This is a genomic window from Caballeronia sp. SL1002 (genome assembly GCF_057814995.1).
This window is the reverse complement of record NZ_JBYMUW010000005.1, coordinates 862,884-880,647: the sequence shown is the minus strand read 5'-3', so window position 1 is coordinate 880,647 and position 17,764 is coordinate 862,884. Positions and strand designations below refer to the sequence as shown.

The 17,764-nt window shown below is 61.9% G+C and carries 18 protein-coding genes; 10 read left to right on the top strand and 8 right to left on the bottom strand.

The window, feature by feature from the left end; translation table 11 throughout:
* The first annotated feature begins 126 nt into the window (after window positions 1–126).
* A complete protein-coding gene (locus tag AC3D25_RS28315) occupies window positions 127–2,580 on the top strand; it encodes a glycogen/starch/alpha-glucan phosphorylase (protein WP_488891794.1) in 2,454 nt (817 codons plus the stop codon).
* 109 nt (window positions 2,581–2,689) lie between these two features.
* Here AC3D25_RS28315 and AC3D25_RS28310 read toward each other — a convergent pair whose 3' ends face one another.
* Entirely contained in the window at window positions 2,690–3,088 is a 399-nt protein-coding gene (locus AC3D25_RS28310; protein WP_488892177.1) for a DUF6232 family protein, read from the bottom strand.
* A gap of 162 nt (window positions 3,089–3,250) precedes the next feature.
* On the opposite strand from AC3D25_RS28310, the gene AC3D25_RS28305 reads away from it, so the two are divergent.
* The 4 genes from AC3D25_RS28305 (at window position 3,251) to AC3D25_RS28290 (ending at window position 5,616) form a co-directional block, all read left to right on the top strand.
* Window positions 3,251–3,619: a YciI family protein gene (locus tag AC3D25_RS28305; protein WP_488891793.1), complete on the top strand. Its 369-nt coding sequence runs from the start codon at window positions 3,251–3,253 to the stop codon at window positions 3,617–3,619.
* Between the two features lie 16 nt (window positions 3,620–3,635).
* Entirely contained in the window at window positions 3,636–4,022 is a 387-nt protein-coding gene (locus AC3D25_RS28300; protein ID WP_488891792.1) for a VOC family protein, read from the top strand.
* A 150-nt stretch (window positions 4,023–4,172) separates the two neighbouring features.
* Entirely contained in the window at window positions 4,173–4,469 is a 297-nt protein-coding gene (locus AC3D25_RS28295; protein WP_488891791.1) for an ArsR/SmtB family transcription factor, read from the top strand.
* A gap of 85 nt (window positions 4,470–4,554) precedes the next feature.
* Window positions 4,555–5,616: an alkene reductase gene (locus AC3D25_RS28290; RefSeq protein WP_488891790.1), complete on the top strand. Its 1,062-nt coding sequence runs from the start codon at window positions 4,555–4,557 to the stop codon at window positions 5,614–5,616.
* A 65-nt stretch (window positions 5,617–5,681) separates the two neighbouring features.
* Here the strand turns inward: AC3D25_RS28290 and AC3D25_RS28285 are convergent, their stop codons facing one another.
* Window positions 5,682–8,327, bottom strand: a complete 2,646-nt coding sequence (locus tag AC3D25_RS28285) for an excinuclease ABC subunit UvrA (RefSeq protein WP_488891789.1) — start codon at window positions 8,325–8,327, stop codon at window positions 5,682–5,684.
* Between the two features lie 134 nt (window positions 8,328–8,461).
* Between AC3D25_RS28285 and AC3D25_RS28280 the strand changes: the two genes are divergently transcribed.
* Window positions 8,462–9,124, top strand: coding sequence for a MarC family protein (locus tag AC3D25_RS28280; RefSeq protein WP_488891788.1), 663 nt, complete (start codon window positions 8,462–8,464; stop codon window positions 9,122–9,124).
* 24 nt (window positions 9,125–9,148) lie between these two features.
* Here the strand turns inward: AC3D25_RS28280 and AC3D25_RS28275 are convergent, their stop codons facing one another.
* The 3 genes from AC3D25_RS28275 to AC3D25_RS28265 form a co-directional block, all read right to left on the bottom strand.
* On the bottom strand, window positions 9,149–9,451 hold the full coding sequence (locus AC3D25_RS28275; RefSeq protein ID WP_488891787.1) for a putative quinol monooxygenase: 303 nt from the start codon (window positions 9,449–9,451) through the stop codon (window positions 9,149–9,151).
* Window positions 9,452–9,541: 90 nt separating this feature from the next.
* The gene (locus tag AC3D25_RS28270) at window positions 9,542–10,984 is read right to left on the bottom strand and encodes a glycosyl hydrolase (protein WP_488891786.1); all 1,443 of its coding nucleotides are present in this window, start codon (window positions 10,982–10,984) and stop codon (window positions 9,542–9,544) included.
* A 515-nt stretch (window positions 10,985–11,499) separates the two neighbouring features.
* Complete coding sequence (locus tag AC3D25_RS28265; protein ID WP_488891785.1) at window positions 11,500–12,645, bottom strand: porin; 1,146 nt, start codon at window positions 12,643–12,645, stop codon at window positions 11,500–11,502.
* A 317-nt stretch (window positions 12,646–12,962) separates the two neighbouring features.
* Between AC3D25_RS28265 and AC3D25_RS28260 the strand changes: the two genes are divergently transcribed.
* Both AC3D25_RS28260 and AC3D25_RS28255 read left to right on the top strand, forming a co-directional pair.
* Window positions 12,963–13,766: a MetQ/NlpA family ABC transporter substrate-binding protein gene (locus AC3D25_RS28260; protein WP_488891784.1), complete on the top strand. Its 804-nt coding sequence runs from the start codon at window positions 12,963–12,965 to the stop codon at window positions 13,764–13,766.
* A 52-nt stretch (window positions 13,767–13,818) separates the two neighbouring features.
* Window positions 13,819–14,187: a nuclear transport factor 2 family protein gene (locus tag AC3D25_RS28255; RefSeq protein WP_488891783.1), complete on the top strand. Its 369-nt coding sequence runs from the start codon at window positions 13,819–13,821 to the stop codon at window positions 14,185–14,187.
* A gap of 59 nt (window positions 14,188–14,246) precedes the next feature.
* Here AC3D25_RS28255 and AC3D25_RS28250 read toward each other — a convergent pair whose 3' ends face one another.
* Complete coding sequence (locus tag AC3D25_RS28250; protein WP_488891782.1) at window positions 14,247–15,362, bottom strand: succinylglutamate desuccinylase/aspartoacylase family protein; 1,116 nt, start codon at window positions 15,360–15,362, stop codon at window positions 14,247–14,249.
* Window positions 15,363–15,594: 232 nt separating this feature from the next.
* On the bottom strand, window positions 15,595–16,386 hold the full coding sequence (locus AC3D25_RS28245) for an ABC transporter substrate-binding protein (RefSeq protein WP_488891781.1): 792 nt from the start codon (window positions 16,384–16,386) through the stop codon (window positions 15,595–15,597).
* 414 nt (window positions 16,387–16,800) lie between these two features.
* On the opposite strand from AC3D25_RS28245, the gene AC3D25_RS28240 reads away from it, so the two are divergent.
* Window positions 16,801–17,178, top strand: a complete 378-nt coding sequence (locus AC3D25_RS28240; protein ID WP_488891780.1) for a type II toxin-antitoxin system RelE/ParE family toxin — start codon at window positions 16,801–16,803, stop codon at window positions 17,176–17,178.
* A complete protein-coding gene (locus AC3D25_RS28235; RefSeq protein ID WP_488891779.1) occupies window positions 17,159–17,494 on the top strand; it encodes a helix-turn-helix domain-containing protein in 336 nt (111 codons plus the stop codon). Before AC3D25_RS28240 ends, AC3D25_RS28235 begins: the two co-directional genes overlap by 20 nt.
* A 31-nt stretch (window positions 17,495–17,525) precedes the next feature.
* Here the strand turns inward: AC3D25_RS28235 and AC3D25_RS28230 are convergent, their stop codons facing one another.
* Window positions 17,526–17,741: a hypothetical protein gene (locus AC3D25_RS28230; RefSeq protein WP_488891778.1), complete on the bottom strand. Its 216-nt coding sequence runs from the start codon at window positions 17,739–17,741 to the stop codon at window positions 17,526–17,528.
* Window positions 17,742–17,764: the final 23 nt, after the last annotated feature.

Here is a 17,764-nt window from a genome sequence, read left to right as displayed (position 1 = left end):
CCAAAAAAAATAAAATTAGCGTAACCTGCACCTTCACCTTGTACGGCGGGCATGACGCCGAAGGCCGCGCGACCGCCCGCGGCTCCGGCCTGCATTAAGCGCCCGTCGACTATCACGGAGGCTCTGATGACATCCGTCGATCTGGAATTCGACCAGCTCAACAGTACTGTCGAAGCGCTGCGGCGCTCCATTTCAAACCGCCTGATGTACGGCGTCGGCAAGGACGCGGTGACCGCGCAGCCACGCGACTGGCTCCACGCGGTGGAACTCGCGGTGCGCGACCGGCTCGTCGCGCGCTGGATGAAAACCACTCGCCTTCAATACGAACAGGACGTGAAGCGCGTCTACTACCTGTCGATGGAATTCCTGATCGGCAGGACGTTTACCAATGCCTTGCTGGCGCTCGGCATTCACGGCGAAGTACGCGATGCGCTCGCCGGTCTCGGCATCGACATCAATACGCTCGAAGATCTCGAACCCGACGCGGCGCTCGGCAACGGCGGCCTCGGCCGGCTCGCGGCGTGCTTTCTCGATTCGATGGCGACCGTCGGCATTCCCGGCTTCGGCTACGGCATCCGCTACGAATACGGCATGTTCCGGCAAACCATCGTCGATGGAAATCAGGTGGAAACGCCCGATTACTGGCTACGCGCCGGCAATCCGTGGGAATTCCCGCGCCCGGAAGTTACCTATCTGGTTCATTTCGGCGGACGCACCGTGCGGCACGAAGACCGCACCGAGTGGATCGAGACCGAGCATGTGAACGCGATGGCCTATGACACCGTCATTCCCGGTTTCGCGACCACCGCGACGAACACGCTGCGCCTCTGGTCGGCGCGCGCGACCGACGAATTCGATCTCTCCGCGTTCAATCAGGGCGACTATCGACGCTCGGTCGAAGCGAAGAACACGTCCGAACACGTCTCGCGGCTGCTTTACCCCGACGACTCCACGCAAGCGGGCCGCGAACTGCGTCTGCGGCAGGAATACTTCTTCGTCTCGGCGACGATGCAGGATCTGATTCGCCGCTATCAGCGCACGCACACGCATTTCGGACGGCTCGCGGAGAAGGTCGCGGTGCATCTGAACGACACCCATCCGGTGCTCGCGATTCCCGAACTCATGCGGCTTCTGGTGGATATTCATCATCTGCAGTGGGACAAGGCGTGGCGGCTCGTGCAGCAGATGTTCTCCTACACGAATCACACGCTGATGCCCGAGGCGCTCGAAACGTGGGATGTTGAAATGCTGTCGCGGCTGTTGCCGCGTCACCTCGAAATCATCTTCGATATCAACACGCATTTCCTCAAGCAGGTCGGCGAGAAATTCGGCCGCGATATCGAACTGATTCGCCGCATTTCGCTCGTCGATGAATACGGGCAACGGCGCGTGCGCATGGCGCATCTTGCGATTGTCGCGAGTCATACGGTGAACGGTGTGTCGAAGCTGCATTCGCAGTTGATGACGCAGGACATTTTCTCCGACTTCGCGCGCATGTATCCCGAGCGTTTCACGAACGTAACGAACGGCATTACACCGCGCCGCTGGCTCGCGCAGGCGAGTCCGTCGCTTTCGTCGCTGATCGACCAGCGGCTCGGACCGCGCTGGCGCACGGATCTTTTCGAACTCGCGCGTCTGCGCGAATGGCGCGACGATCCCGAGTTTTGCAAAGCATTTCACGAGGCCAAATTCGCGAGCAAGCTGCGGCTCGTTGAGCGCGCCAAACGCGAGACGGGTGCGATCATCGACCCGAATGCGCTGTTCGATTTGCAGGTTAAGCGCATCCACGAATACAAGCGGCAACTGCTCAATATCCTGCACGTGATCGTGCGCTATAACCGGATTCGCGAGGAGCCGGAACGCGACTGGACGCCGCGCGTGGTGATGTTCGCTGGCAAGGCGGCTTCGGCCTACAAGATGGCGAAGAACATCATCAAGCTCATCAACGATGTGGCGAAGAAGGTTAACGAGGACCCGCTGATCGGCGACAGGCTGAAGGTCGGCTTCATTCCGAACTACGGCGTGAGCGTGGCTGAACTGATCATTCCGGCTGCCGATCTCTCGCAGCAGATTTCGATGGCGGGTACCGAAGCATCCGGCACCGGCAACATGAAGCTCGCGCTGAACGGGGCGTTGACCATCGGCACGCTGGACGGCGCGAACATCGAGATTTGCGAGGCGGTCGGGCGCGAGAACATGTTCGTGTTCGGTCATTCGACCGACGAGATCGACGCGTTGCGCGCGGCCGGTTATCAGCCGCGGCAGATCTACGAGGAAAATCCGGAGCTGAAACTCGCGCTCGATCAAATCCGGCTCGGCCATTTTTCGCCGGACGAGCCGCACCGGTTCTACGACATTTATCACACGCTCGTGGACTGGGGCGACCACTACATGGTGCTCGCCGATTTCGACAGCTTCGACAAAGCGCAGGCCGAAGTCGATCTCAAGTTCCGCGACAAGGACGCGTGGACCCGCAGCGCGATCGAAAACGTCGCGGGAATGGGCATTTTCTCGTCGGACCGGACGATCGCGGAGTATGCGCGCGATATCTGGCATACCGAGCCGCTGTCGCTGGGTTAAGCGCCACTATGGAAGGACGGCGATCGGTCTCGCGCGGCCGATCGTCGCCTGATCGAGCGAGGACGCAATCGTGGCGAGAATGCTCGCGGCATCGCGCGTAAAAATAGTGTCAGGCCGCGGCGTGCGCCGTGCGTTCGTCGATCAACCCGCGCACCATCGCGGCGACGCGTTCGGCGAATTCCTGATCCTGCGTGATGAGCACTTCGCGCTCGCCTTCGGGCGTCGTCACCATCAATTGGTAAATGACGTCCTGCGTGATCCACGCGAGATAGCCGACCACCGCGACCATCAAACCGAGCACGAACGTCGGTCCGGAACCGATGGCGATGCCCGTCGCGAGCGCGATCATTCCGAGGACGCTGACCGTGACCGGTAGCGGCTTCTGGCGCGGCACCATGACGACCGTGGCGGCGCTCAGGTCGCGCAGCGCGAACATCTGACCGGCGGCGCTGAGTGCCGAGCGCGATAGCGTGACGCCGCGTTCGTTGAAGGGAAGGTCCGTGTGCATGAGTGGCAAGTGGCATCAAAATTGAAGCGGGGAGAGTACCAGACCCGCGCCGCGTTGGCATCGGACGCCTTGCCGCACGGCGGTTACAAATTCTCACCGTGGACATGTCGATCCGCCGGGTCTTCGCTCGTCTAGCGTGTATCGGGACAACCGGAGACGCCGATGAAATACCTGTGCCTGATCTACTACGACGAAGCCACGCTCGACGCGATGCCCGCCGCCGAATTCGACGCGCTGGTGAACTCGGCGCTCGCCTACGACGAGCAGATGCGCGCGAGCGGCCATTACATCGCGTCGGATGCGCTGGAACCGGTCAAATCCGCGATCACGCTGCGCGTGCGCGGCGAGCGCGTGTCCGTGACGGATGGGCCGTTCGCGGAGACCAAGGAGCAGCTCGGCGGCTTCGTGCTGATCGAGGCGAGCGATCTCGACGACGCCATCCGCATCGCATCGCGCATTCCGCCCGCGCGGCTCGGCTGCGTCGAGTTGCGCCCGGTGAAGACGCTTCACCCGCGCGCGGCCTCACTCTGAACGAAGGAGAACATTCATGGACGGCATTTTGAAAGCGAGCCGCGCGTTTAGCGGCTTCTCGGTCAGCGACGTAAAAGCGGCGCTGGCCTTTTATGGCGAAACGCTCGGACTCGACGTCTCCGAAGCAAACGGAATGGGCACGCTGCATTTCGCGAACGGCGGCCACGTCATGTTTTATCCGAAGGCGGCGCATGTTCCAGCGACTTTCACGATTCTCAACTTTCCGGTGTCGAGCGTGGACGACACTGTCGATGCACTCCGCGCGCGCGGCGTTCAGTTCGAGCATTACGACGAGCCGGACCTGAAAACGGACGGAAAAGGCATTTGTCGCGATAGCCGTGGACCGGTGATCGCGTGGTTCAAGGATCCCTCCGGCAACATCCTTTCCGTGCTGGAAGAGTGATCGCAACGAAGGCCCGCCGAACGCGGGCCTTCGCATTTGTCGCGCTCGCGTCAGGGCTTACCCCTACAAAAAACAATGCTATTTCTTGTATATCGGGAAAGTCCGATATATACTTCGCATCAACACGATTCAGAAGGGTTGTACGTCCCCATGGACATCGACGCGATTCACAAGGCGCTTGCCAATCCGGTTCGCCGCGAAATTCTCGCCTGGCTCAAGGAGCCGGCGGTGTATTTCAGCGAACAGCACATGTCGCTCGACAACGGCGTGTGCGCGGGCGTGATCGACGCGCGCTGCGGCATGTCGCAATCGACCGTGTCCGCGCATCTCGCGACTTTGAGCAAAGCGGGACTGGTGAGTTCGCGGCGGATCGGCCAGTGGGTGTTTTTCAAACGCGACGAAGCGGTCATTCAGGCGTTTCTCGATCACATCAATACCGGCCTTTAGCGGCACGCGGGTACGTTTCCCAGTGTCATCAAGCTGTCGAAGTACGAACAGGCACATTTCAAACTATTTAGGATTACTTTAAACAATGGCTAATCTTTTCGATCCGCTCAAAGTAGGCGACCTCACGCTGCGCAACCGCATCATCATGGCGCCGCTTACGCGTCAACGCGCCGGCGTCGAGCGCGTCCCCAATGCGCTGATGGCGCAGTATTACGCCGATCGCGCCGCCGCCGGCCTGATCCTGAGCGAAGCGACTTCGGTGACGCCGCAAGGTCTCGGTTACGCCGATACGCCGGGCATCTGGTCGGACGAACAGGTCGAGGGCTGGAAGCTCGTGACGAAGGCCGTTCACGACAAGGGCGGCAAGATCTTCCTGCAGTTGTGGCACGTCGGCCGCGTCTCGGACCCGGTGTTCCTCGAAGGCGAACTGCCGGTCGCGCCGAGCGCGATCGCGCCGTCGGGCCACGTGAGCCTGGTGCGTCCGCAGCGCGGCTACGTGACGCCGCGCGCGCTGGAAATCGATGAAATTCCGGGTATCGTCGCGGCTTATCGCAAGGGCGCGGAGAACGCGAAGCGCGCGGGTTTCGACGGCGTGGAAGTGCACGGCGCGAACGGTTATCTGCTCGACCAGTTCCTGCAGGACAGCACCAACAAGCGTACCGACAACTACGGCGGCCCGATCGAAAATCGCGCCCGTCTGATGCTTGAAGTGACGGACGCGTGTATCGACGTATGGGGCGCTGACCGCGTGGGCGTGCACCTCGCACCGCGCGCCGATTCGCATGCGATGGGCGACAGCGACCTCGCATCGACCTTCGGCTATGTGGCCCGTGAGTTGGGCAAACGCAAGATCGCGTTCATCGCGGCGCGCGAAGCGGCGGGTCCGGATAGCCTCGGACCGCAATTGAAGAAGGCGTTCGGCGGCGTGTATATCGCGAACGAAAAGTTCACGAAGGAGAGCGCGCAGGCGGCGCTGGATCGCGGTGACGCCGATGCGGTGGCGTGGGGCCAGTTGTTCATCGCCAATGCGGATCTGGTGCGCCGTTTCGAGACCGATGCACCGCTGAACGCGCCGAACACGGCAACGTTCTACGCACGCGGCACGGAAGGCTATACCGACTACCCGACGCTGGAAACGACCGAGTAAGCGTTTGGTCGACCACGCGCAGCAAAAAAACAGCGGCTCCGGCCGCTGTTTTTCTACGTGGGCGTTCAGAAGTGCTTCTTCAGATAAAACGCAGTTCGGCTCTCACTCACTTTCGCGACCTCGCGCGGCGTGCCGCACGCCACCGTCTTGCCGCCTTCATCGCCTGCGCCGGGCCCGATATCGATCACCCAGTCGCTCTCCGCCGCCACGCGCATGTCGTGTTCGACGGCGATCACCGTATTGCCCGCATCGACGAGGCCCTGCAACTGGATCATCAACCGGTCGACGTCGGCGGGATGCAGGCCGGTGGTCGGTTCGTCGAGGATATAGAGCGAATCGCCGCGTTGCGCGCGCTGCAATTCGGTCGCGAGCTTGATGCGTTGCGCCTCGCCGCCCGAGAGTTCGGTCGCGGGCTGGCCGAGCCGCAGATAACCGAGCCCGATTTCGCGCAGCACGTTGAGCGGACGCATGATCTGCGGTTCGTCGGCGAAAAAGGCGCAGGCCGCATCGACGGTCAAGCCGAGGACCGCCGCGATGTTGCTGCCGTGCCATTCGATTTCGAGCGTCTCGGCGTTGTAGCGCGTGCCGTGGCAAGTCGAGCAGGGCGCGTACACGCTCGGCAGAAATAGCAATTCGACGCTCACGAAACCCTCGCCCTCGCAGGTCGGGCAGCGCCCCTTCGCGACGTTGAAGGAGAACCGGCCGGCGTCGTAGCGGCGCCGCCTGGCGGTGGGCGTCGACGCGAACAACTGGCGGACGTGATCGAAAAGGCCGGTGTAGGTGGCGAGATTCGAGCGCGGTGTGCGGCCGATCGGCTTTTGATCGACGCGAACGAGCCGCCGGATCGCCTCCATCCCGCTCACGATCTCGCCCTCCGCCGGCGCGCTCGCGCTGGCGAACAGCGGGTCCGCTTCTTCGTCGCTGTCTTGCGTGGACGGCCGGCCGAGCCGCGCGGCGACGAGTTCGGGAAGCGCCTGACTGACCAGGCTCGATTTGCCCGATCCGGAGACGCCGGTGACGGTCGTGAAGCAACCGAGCGGGAAAGCGGCGTCGAGTTCGTGCAGGTTGTTACGCGTGACGCCCGCGAGCCGCAGCCATCCGGACGGCGTGCGCGGCGCGCGCAGAGCCTTCGTAGCGCCCGCGAAGAGGTGCCGGCCTGTCTCCGACCCAACCACCGACGCCAGCCCGTCTGGCGGCCCGCTATACACCACGTTACCGCCGTTTTCTCCGGCAGCCGGGCCGACGTCCACGAGCCAGTCGGCGCGGCGCATCATCTGCAAGTCGTGTTCGACGACGAAAAGCGAGTTGCCCGCCGCCTTCAGGCGCGCGAGCGACGCGAACAACGCTTCGCCGTCGGCGGGATGAAGGCCCGCAGACGGCTCGTCGAGCACGTACACGACGCCGAACAACTGCGACGCGAGTTGCGTGGCGAGCCGCAAACGCTGTAGCTCGCCGGACGAGAGCGTCGGCGTGCTGCGATCGAGCGCGAGATAGCCGAGCCCGAGATCGGTCAGGGTCGAGATGCGTTCCAGCAATTCCTCGGCGATCCGCTGCGCCGCCGCGCGTTTTTCGTCGGACATGTTCGGCGTGCGCCGCACGTCGGGGGAAGCCTTGTGCGCCGATCCGCCCGCTGCCACGCGACGATCGGTTGCGTCGCGGCGCGCGTCGCGGTCAAGTATGTCGCCGCTTGCAGCCGTTGCCTCGCCGCGGGCGATCGGGTCGAGCAACGCGGCGACGCGTGCCAGCGGCATCTGCGAAAACTCGCCGATATCGACGCCCGCGAAGGTGACCGAAAGCGCCTCGCGCTTGAGACGTTTGCCGTTGCAGGTCGGGCAGTCGCTGCTCACCATGTAGCGCGACACGCGTTTTTTCATCAGCGCGCTCTGGGTGTTGGCGAACGTATGGAGCACATAACGGCGTGCGCCGGTGAAGGTGCCCTGATAGCTCGGTTCGGCGCGGCGCTTGAGCGCGGCGCGCGTCTCGGCGGGCGTGAAGCCGGCGTAGACCGGCACGGTTGGCGTTTCGTCGGTGAAGAGAATCCAGTCGCGATCCTTCTTCGGCAGATCCCGCCACGGCGTATCGACGTCGTAACCCAGCGTCACCAGAATGTCGCGCAGGTTCTGACCATGCCACGCGGGCGGCCACGCGGCGACCGCGCGCTCACGGATCGTAAGCGTATCGTCGGGCACCATCGACTGTTCCGTGACTTCGTACACGCGGCCGAGTCCGTGACAGGTCGGGCAGGCGCCTTGCACGGTGTTCGGCGAGAAGTCCTCGGCGAAGAGCATCGGCTGCTTCGGCGGATACGTCCCCGTGCGCGAGTACAGCATGCGCACGAGGCTGGAAAGCGTCGTCACGCTGCCGACCGACGAACGCGCGCTCGGCGTGCCGCGCTGCTGCTGCAAGGCCACGGCAGGCGGGAGGCCGGTGATCGAATCCACTTCAGGCACGCCGACTTGTTCGATCAAGCGCCGCGCGTACGGCGCGACGGACTCGAAGTAGCGACGCTGCGCTTCGGCATACAACGTGCCGAACGCGAGCGACGACTTGCCGGAACCAGACACACCGGTGAAGACGACAAGCGCGTCGCACGGAATATCGACGTCGACGTTCTTCAGGTTGTGCTCGCGCGCGCCGCGCACGCTGACGTAGCCTGCTTTAGCGGGATCGGCGAGCGATGGCGAAGCGAGCGGTTTGTGTCGGGCGCTCATACGGGCGTGGAATTTTTGACGGAAGTGAAAGCGCTCAGCAAGCCCCGGACCCGGCGGACGGCATGCGGCGCACCCCTGTGCTATTTTTGAGCGCGGACATTCTTGTTCCGAAGTCCGCTAACCCAGGGAGGCCTATGGTCCAGAGTCTGGTGTCGGACATTCTTTTCGGTTTTACCGGGTTGATCAGCATCATCAACCCGTTCGGCATCGCGTTCGTTTTCCTGGACCGGACCGGCACGCTCACGGATGAAGAGCGCACGGAACTCGCCCGAAAAGTCGCGATCAATTCGCTCTGCGTGCTGCTTGTCGCCTTTTTCGCGGGCACGCCTATCCTGCATCTGTTCGGCATCTCGATCGAAGCGCTGCGGATCGGCGGCGGACTGGCGGTCGCCGTGGGCGGTTGGCAGATGCTCAACGCACCCGACGTGACGCCGGCTCAGGCGACCGTCAGGCCCGTCGATCCCGACAACGCGATGTCCAAGGCGTTCTTCCCTCTCACGATCCCGCTCACGACTGGTCCCGGCGCCATCGCGACCGCCATCGCGCTCAACGCGAACCGCACGCACAAGCTCTCGGCGTTCCTGATGTCGGCGGTCGCATCGATCACGATATCCTTGCTGGTCGCGCTCGTGGTGTACCTGACCTTCAGCCGTTCCGCGCTGTTTTCCAGCTACCTCGGCCGGGAAGGCACGACGGTCGCGCGACGCGTGTCTGCGTTCCTGCTGCTTTGCGTGGGCGTACAGATCATGTTGACCGGCTTCTCCGAATTCCTCACGCCGATTGCCGCCGCGCGCTAAGAAACGCTCACGCGCGGTCGGCGCTTAACCCGGCAGCTTGGACGCAATCACGTCGATCTTCTCGATCGACGGCGGCTTGGCGAGCAACTCGCCCGCGCGCGCCATCAAGGCTTCGGCCACCTTGCCCGCAAGATGCGCCTGGCGGCCGCTCTCATCGGGGAATGCGTCGAAGATACCGAAGGTCGACGCACCCAGGCGCAATGCGAACCACGCGACCGTAGCGGGTTCCTGCTCGACGAGCGCGAGACCGCCGAGCAGGAAAGCCTCGACCTCGCTTTCCTTGCCCGGCTTGGCTTCCAACTGAACGTACAGCGCGACCGTGACCATGACGTTTCTCCGGTTCCGGCGGACGCGGGGCGATCCGCCAGCGGCCATGATGGCATCAAACACCGGAGCTGTCACAAGGCGCGAAGACCCTTATACGGGGTTCGCCGCGACGTAATTGCGATACGCGTAGTACGCAGGGTTTCGCGTCGTGCCGTCGGGCTGGATGAAGCCGTAAGTGCCATCGATCAACGCGTAGGGCATCACCGATTGCAGCCCGTAGCGGTCCTTGATCGAGTGGTATTGCGACAGTACCGACGTAATGTATTCGGCGTCGCCGGACGCTGTGTCGAGCGACCCGGCCCAGCCGATCTCGGTCAGCCAGATCGGTACGCCGAACGAGTCCTTGAGGATTTGCAGCACGTCGATGCACGCGTTGTACGCGCCGCCGCATTGAATGTCGCCGTAGCCTTCGTACCAGTGGAAACACGTGAAGTCCCACCGCAATGCGCGCGCGTTGGCCGCTCCGTCGGCGGTGCCGTCCGGTGAGACGCCGTTCCACAGCATCTGCAGCGCGCGAAATCCCATCGGGTTGCCGACACCCACACCGCAGGCGATGGTCGAGTCGACCGATCTCACGCCGTCCACCATGCCGCGGATAATCCCGCGAAACGAAGGCCAGAGCGCAGGGCTCCAATCTGTCAGGCTAATGCCGCTTCCGCTGATCTTTAAACCGATTGTATCCAGTTCATTTCCGCACTCGATGTAGTTCACAAGGCCCTTAAGCGGCGTTGCGACTGCCGCGCCCAAGGCATGGCCGAGCGTATATGCATCGCTTTCACTGCCGGTCGGATCCCAATGTGCCGAACGTGGATTGATTACGGGAAGAATGGATACGCCGCTATTCGCGAAGGATCCATTTAATGCATCGGCAATTGTTTGAGCCATGCCGCCGCTAGCGACATCCACGCGGTAATTAGTGGCGCCTAAGTTCTGGAGCAAGGCGAGTTGAGCGCCCGCCGACATGCTTTCGTAAATCCCGCTGTTGTAGGCCAAATGCCCATTCATGCCATAGAAAAGCTTGCTTGAGGACGCTAGCGCCGCCATTGCGCGCGGGTCTGAGGATTTGATCCAGTCGCCGCTGCTCCACACATAGAACTGATCGAATGTGCCGCGATGATAAATCTTGCCGCCGACCCATAACAGCAATGTCGCGCTGTGTGTGTAACCAATTGCATTCCCATCGCGTTCTATTACGCCCTGATTGATAGTCCACACACTTCCGTTCGAATCCGTGAGCGAATTGAGCGGCGGTACGGTGGCACCATCCGAAGATGCGTTCGCCGACGCGTGAGCCAATGCCTGCGGGGCACTCGAGGCATTGGCGACGGCCGCGCCACTCGAAGTTCCACTCGAATCGCCGCCGCATCCGGGCAATGCGATGCTGCCTGCGCCCGCAGTGAGAATGGAAAGAAAACGTCTGCGCGAAACGGCCGAAAAGGAAGAAGAAGTGTTTAAAGCGGCGGGAATGGACCGGTGTCTGAATTTAGCTGGCGGCATGATATGAATGGATAAAAGGAGGGATAAAGAAGACACATAAAGGAAAGTGCTCCTTAGTATCGCCTCGCTTTTTCGACGCGTCGCCGGGGTTAGTGAAGATTGCCTCTAAATGGGGAAAAGTTCCCTAAGCTTAGCGAGAGACGTTCAATATCGTGCTAAGTATCGCGGATCGAGGTATTAATGCCCTTGCGCGATGACGCGAAATTTTCCACTTATGGAACAAATGTCCGATTATGCGGATATCTTCTAAGCGAATTGCACTAGGGCAGTAAATGCCACGCTTAACGCGCGCTTGAATCGGGTCAAAACTTAGCTATCGCGCTAAGCCAATTAGGGATAATGCTTAGTCAGGCGGCACTAATTGCCGGTCGAAAACAACCACCGCGCGCGTTCAAATTTTGGGACTAAATTTATGATGTTTGCGTCGATGCTCGTCTTAGCGCACGCTCCCAAGCGACTTCGAAAATGAGCAAGGCGGGTCAAGACATTGTCTTGACCCGCCTTTTGTCATTCATTGAAAGCGCCCGGTCAGGAGCGCATTCGACCTGCGTTTAGAACTTGTGGCGCATGCCGATCCGGACCGCCACCTGGTTGCTCGAACCCGTGCCCGACGAACCGAAGTAGCTCGTGCTCGAACCGATCTGAGCCTGCACGTCGCGTCCTGCATTCGAGCCCGACGCGTCCTGATAGATCGCGAGCAGGTACACGTCGGTGCGCTTGCTGAGCGCGTAGTCGACGCTGGCATCCACTTGCTGCCACTTGCCCGTCGTCGCATCCGTGAGCTTCATGTACGTGTAGCCGAGGCCGCCCGTGAGTGCCGGCGTGAGTGCGTACTTGCCACCGATTTCATACGCGTTCAGCTTCGACGAACCGCCCGTGACCGGCTCGAAACGCGTGTTCGTCCAGAGGGCGAACACGGTTGCAGCGCCGAACGCGTAGTTCGTGCCGATACCGAAGGTGCGCAGATCCTTGTTGCCGCCGGTCGCGACGTTGGCGAGCGACGTGCTGAACGTCGGCGTGGCCGAACCCGGAAAACGGATGTCCGTGTAAGCCGCGCCGATGCCGAACGTGCCGATCTTGTAGTTCACGCCGAAGCTGTATGCGCGCGACGAGCCCGTCACGGTCGTCGTCGTGGGCGCGCCCGCGAATGCGCCGGCCTGGTTCGAGAAGCCGTACATGCCGCCGAACGTCACGCCGTAGAAATTCGCGCTGCTGAACTTCACCGCGTTGTTGATACGGCTGGACGTCAGTTGATCGACGTCGTTGATGTGATACGCGTAGTTGCCCGCGACGGTCTGGCCGCCGATCGAATAGTTGCTGCCGAGATAGTCGGTCGAGAACGAGTATTGACGGCCGAAGGTCACCGAGCCGACGTCCGTTTTCGAGAGGCCGACATAAGCCTGGCGGCCGAACAGCGCGCCGCCCTGGCCGAGTGCGCCGGTGCCGCTGTTGAAACCGTTTTCGAGGGTGAAGATCGCCTTCAGTCCGCCGCCCAGATCTTCGGCGCCGCGCAGGCCCCAACGGCTGCCTTGCGCCACGCCGTCGTCGTACTTGAAGAGGTGGTCGCTGTTTGCGCCGCTGTGGTTCGCGTAGCTGATGCCGGCGTCGATGATGCCGTACAGCGTGACGCTGCTTTGTGCGTGAGCGGTCGATGCGAAGGCTGCGAGCGCGGCGCTAGCCAGCAATTTCTTGTTCAAAACATTCTCCGTGAGCGGTGATGGATAGTCGTCTGCGGCACGTCGGACTCTGAGGTCCGTGGTGGCGACGGGCGAAATGTAGCGGACGCTCAAGAAGGGAATGTGACAGTCGCGTTGCGCTCGGCCGCTGTATCGCTAGCGCCACACCGGCGCGCGCGGGCTGGCGCCTAGGCGCGCTCGCGTGCTATATGCGCTGGCCGATCACCTCGTGGTCACGATAAGCACATGAAAAACGATTGGTTAGCGGCGGCTAAAACGCGCGCTAGGATTCGCGTCCACCTATCACACGCTGATAAAGCGCTATCCGGAGACCTGCCATGCGCCGACGTTCAATGCTTGCCCTGAGTGCTTTCGCGGTACTCGCCATGACTTCCGCCGCCGCTCATGCGGACGACGCGGTGCTTAAGATCGGCACCATGAGCGGTCCGGACGCGCAGATCTGGACCGAAGTCGCACGCGTCGCCGCGCGTGACGGCCTGAACCTGAAGGTGATCGAGTTCAACGACTACGTGCAGCCGAATGCGGCGCTCGATGCAGGCGATCTCGACGCCAACGGCTTTCAGCACCAGCCGTTTCTCGACAGCCAGATACGCCAGCGCGGCTACAAGATCGCCAATGTCGGCCTGACCTATGTCGCGCCGATGGGCTTCTACTCGAAGCGCATCAAGTCGCTCAAGGACCTGCCGCAAGGCGCGAAGGTGGGCATTCAAAACGATCCGTCGAACGGCAATCGCGCGCTCCTGCTGCTGCAGAAGTACGGCGTTATCAAGCTGAAACCGGGCGTCGGACAGAACGGCGTGAACGCGACGCCGCTCGACGTCGCCGAGAATCCGAAGAAGATCAAGCTCGTCGAACTCGATTCCGCGCAATTGCCGCGCGCGCTGGGCGACCTCGACGCCGCGTCGATCAACACCGATTACGCGGTAAAGGCGGGCTTGTCGCCGGTCAAGGACGCGATCGCGATCGAGGACCTCAAGGGCCCGTATGCAAACCTGATCGCCGTGCGCAATCAGGATCGCGACAAGCCGTGGGTGAAGAAGCTCGTGGCCGCTTACGAGTCGCCGGACGTGAAGCGCTATATCGACACGCAATTCAAAGGCGCGATCATTCCCGCGTTCTGAGACGTGCGTTAAAAGCGGTATGCTCGCGTTTTGAACTTACTGCGAGCGAGCCATGGACCGTGACGGAATTCTCGAACTCGAAGCGCGCTTGCAACAGGCGATGCTCGCCTCGGATGTGACCGAGCTCGACACTTTGCTCGCCGACGACCTGAGCTTCGTCGATCCGACCGGCAAGATATGGAGCAAGACCGACGACCTCAACGCGCATCGCTTCGGCGTTCAGCGTATCGACCGGCTGGATATCGCGGAGCAGGACGTGCGGCTCTACGGCGCGAGCGCGGTGACGGTGACGCGCGCGGCGCTCAGCGGCACGTTCGGTGGCGCGCCTTTCGCGGGGTCGCTCCGTTACACGCGGGTCTGGAGCGAAACCGGCGCGGGCTGGCGCGTCGTCGCCGCGCATTGCAGCCTTATTGCGTTCTGAACGAAAAATGCCGCGCCAACGTTCGTCGGCGCGGCATTTTTCATGCGGTGAGCGATCGATCAGGCCGACAACAACGATCCCGTGCGGAACGCCTTCGCACCGGCGATGCGCGCCACTTCCAGGCCCGCGGTCGCGAAGCGCGTGATATGTCGCGCGTACATCACGCCGGCGGTCGTGCAGGTGAGCGTCGTGACCGTGTCCGTCAACGGATCGACGACATCCGCGATTGCGGAACCCGCCTCGATAAACGCGCCCACGGCCGCGCGGAACACGAGGATGCCCGACACGGGCGCGACGATCGGCTCCGCGCCCGCGAGCGGCGTGGCCGGATGCGCGAGCGGCGGCATCGGCGCGGCGGGCGCGTCGATCACGCCACGATGGATCAGGTAATTGACTACGCCTTGCGCGTCTTTGTCGGCGAAATCGTAGGACACGTCGTGCTGGCTGCGAAGTTCGACCGTCACCGAAATGCCGCCGTTCGGGATCGGATGGCGGTCGCCGAATTTCGCGCGCAAATCCGACCAGCAGAAGCTGTGAATTTCATCGAACGGATTGCCGACCGAATTGAGCGCGAGGAGCGACGCCTTCGAATCCAGATAACGCGCGAGCGGCTCGACTTCGTTCCAGATATCCGGGTTCGTGTACAGATGCAGCGCGGCGTCGAGGTCGCAGTGCAGGTCGAGCACGACGTCGGCGTCGTAGGAGAGCTTCTGCAGCGCGAGACGCTGCGATTCGAGTTCGGTATGCGGCGTCTGCTCGGCGAGCGCTTCGCGCATTGCCGCGCGCACCGCGAGCTTGTTGGCGTCGAGATCGTCGCTTAGCCGCCCTTCGATACGCGGCGCGACGAGCGCGGCGAGATCGTGGAAATTGCGGTTGAAGTTGTGGCCGCTGTTCGCTTCGAAACGGCCGAGCAACTGGCCGTGCAGCAACTGGTTCAGTCCAATCGGATTCGGCACCGGCACGATCACCACTTCGCCGCGCAACTTGCCCGCGGCTTCGTATTCGGCGAGCTGGCGGCGCAGGCGCCAGGCGACCAGCATGCCGGGCAGTTCGTCGGCGTGCAGCGACGACTGGATGTAGATTTTCTGTCCGCCGCCGGGGCCGTAGTGAAAACTCGTGATGCTGCGCGACGTGCCGAGCGTCGGCGAAATCAGGGTGTGCGTTTTGGTTTGCATGATGTTCGGGCGCGACAAAAACGGCTCGTCGCGCTTTTTGGGTTACCAAGAGTAGGGGAGCGGGAACGGATAAGGCCGGTCTGCCGGCCGCGGCCGCCGCGCTCCTGACCTTCGATCTTAGCCGAAATCCGTACGCCGGCCGCGCGACCCAAGCAAAACGGGCTCCGCGTGTAACGCGGAGCCCGTCGTGTTAGCGAGGCCGTGCGGCCTCGGCGCCTAGCGCAAGGTCAGCTTAGCCGCCGTACACGTCGAAGTCGAAGTACTTCTTTTCGAGCTTCTTGTACGTGCCGTCCTTGATGAGTTCGGCGATAGCCTTGTCGATCTTCGTCTTCAGTTCCGTGTCTTCCTTGCGCAGACCGATGCCCGCGCCTTCGCCGAGGATCTTCGTATCGACGATATCCTTGCCCGCGAAGTCGAAGCCTGCACCGCGCGGCGTCTTCAGGAAGCCGATTTCAGCCTGCACCGCGTCTTGCAGCGCGGCGTTCAGACGGCCCGAGATCAGGTCGGCGTAGACCTGGTCCTGGTTCTGATACGGCGTCACGGTCACGCCCTTCGGCGCCCAGTACGTTTTGGCGTAGGTTTCCTGGATCGTGCCTTGCTCGACGCCGACCGTCTTGCCCGCGAGGCTTTCGGCCGTCGGCTGGATGTTCGCGCCCTTCTTGGCGACGAGGCGGGTCGGCGTGTTGAACAGCTTGCTCGAGAACGCGATCTGCTCGCCACGTTGCGGCGTCATGGACAGCGACGACAGGATACCGTCGAATTTCTTCGCCTTCAGCGCCGGGATCATGCCGTCGAAGTCGTTTTCGACCCACACGCACTTGGCCTTCATGCGCGCGCAGATTTCATTGCCGAGATCGATGTCGAAGCCGACCAGTTTGCCGTCCGGTCCCTTCGATTCGAACGGCGCGTAGCTCGCGTCGACGCCGAAGCGGATCGTGGAATAGTCCTTGGCTTGCGCGGTGACGGTGGAAAGCGAGGTGACGGCGAGTACGGAAATCGTCAAAGCCGCGAGCAGTTTTTTCACTGTTTAAACTCCAGAAGGTGGTCAGTACAACCCGGACAGGTCTGTTTCCGGGGCGTCCGGTGCAAGCGTACCGGACAGTTGCATTCCACGGATCGTGTCCGCTTGGAATCCGCAGCAGATTACCAAGCCAAAATAGTTGGGGAGCTAGTGAAAGCCCCGATAGCCATCGATTAGAACCGTTGCTCGACGCCTCTGCGCATTCCGTGTGTCGTTTTTCATGTCGCCATTAATGCACAGAATCTACGCGCTGCCCATCCTCCGTTCGGTCGATTGACCCTCGCCACGCTGACGGGCGATGCTGGGCGGGCTTGTCCTGCAAGCATTCACGGATGCATCCGCGTAGCCAGCGAGTGGCATGTCACCGATGGCGATCACGTTTGCCTTGTTTTTCTATACCACTTAGAGTATAAATACATGTCGCTTTATGAAAGACCGATCGTCTGGGTCGGCAGTAGCAAGAAGGATTTATGTGCGTTGCCGGCGGAGGTGCGGCAGTTCTTCGGACACGCACTGGATTTCGCGCAGCGCGGCGGTCGGCATGACGCGGTGAAGGTGTTGCGCGGCTTCGGCGGCGCGGGTGTACTGGAAGTGGTGGAGGACCATGTCGGCGGGACGTTCCGTGCGGTCTATACGGTGCGCTTTGGCGAAGCGGTATTTGTACTTCACTGCTTTCAGAAAAAGAGCAAATTCGGCAGTGCCACGCCGAAAGAGGACATGGAAGTCATCCGCGTCCGGCTAAAAGTGGCTGAAACGTTGGCGAAGGAACTACGAAATGAACAAGCGTGTCATTGATGGCGTGGCAGTCGAAACCGGGTCTGGCAACGTCTTTGCCGACCTCGGCCTGCCCGACGCGGAGAAACTCAAGATCAAGTCCGGGCTCGTGTTCGAAATCACGAAGGCCATCCGGCGTCTCGAACTCACGCAGGAGCAGGCGGCTCGCCGCATGGGCATCGTCCAGCCAAAAGTGTCCGGTTTGATGCGCGGCGATTTCTCGAATCTCTCCGAGCGCAAGTTGATGGATTGCCTCAACCGGCTCGGCTACGACATTGAAATTACCGTGCGGCCGACATCCGCCGAGACCGGCCATCTCGTGTTCGCGGTCGCCTGAGCTTGGGCGTGTCTCGCAGCGGGTTAGTGTGTTATGGGCGAGAACTGTCGACTGTTGCGGGCCTGCGGTGCTTTTTCTGCTTCGGCGTTTTTGCTGGTTTTGTCGGCGAGGCGTTGTGGCGGGCGGGCTTGTCAGCCGTCATTGAGGACTGGCCTTCTCCGAAATGATAGGTTTCGGCACGTACGACAACCGGGAAAATCGTGCTCGTGCAGAGCACGGTGACCATCATGCGTTTGATCGACTTCATTGGCGAGTTTTGCGGGAAGCGTC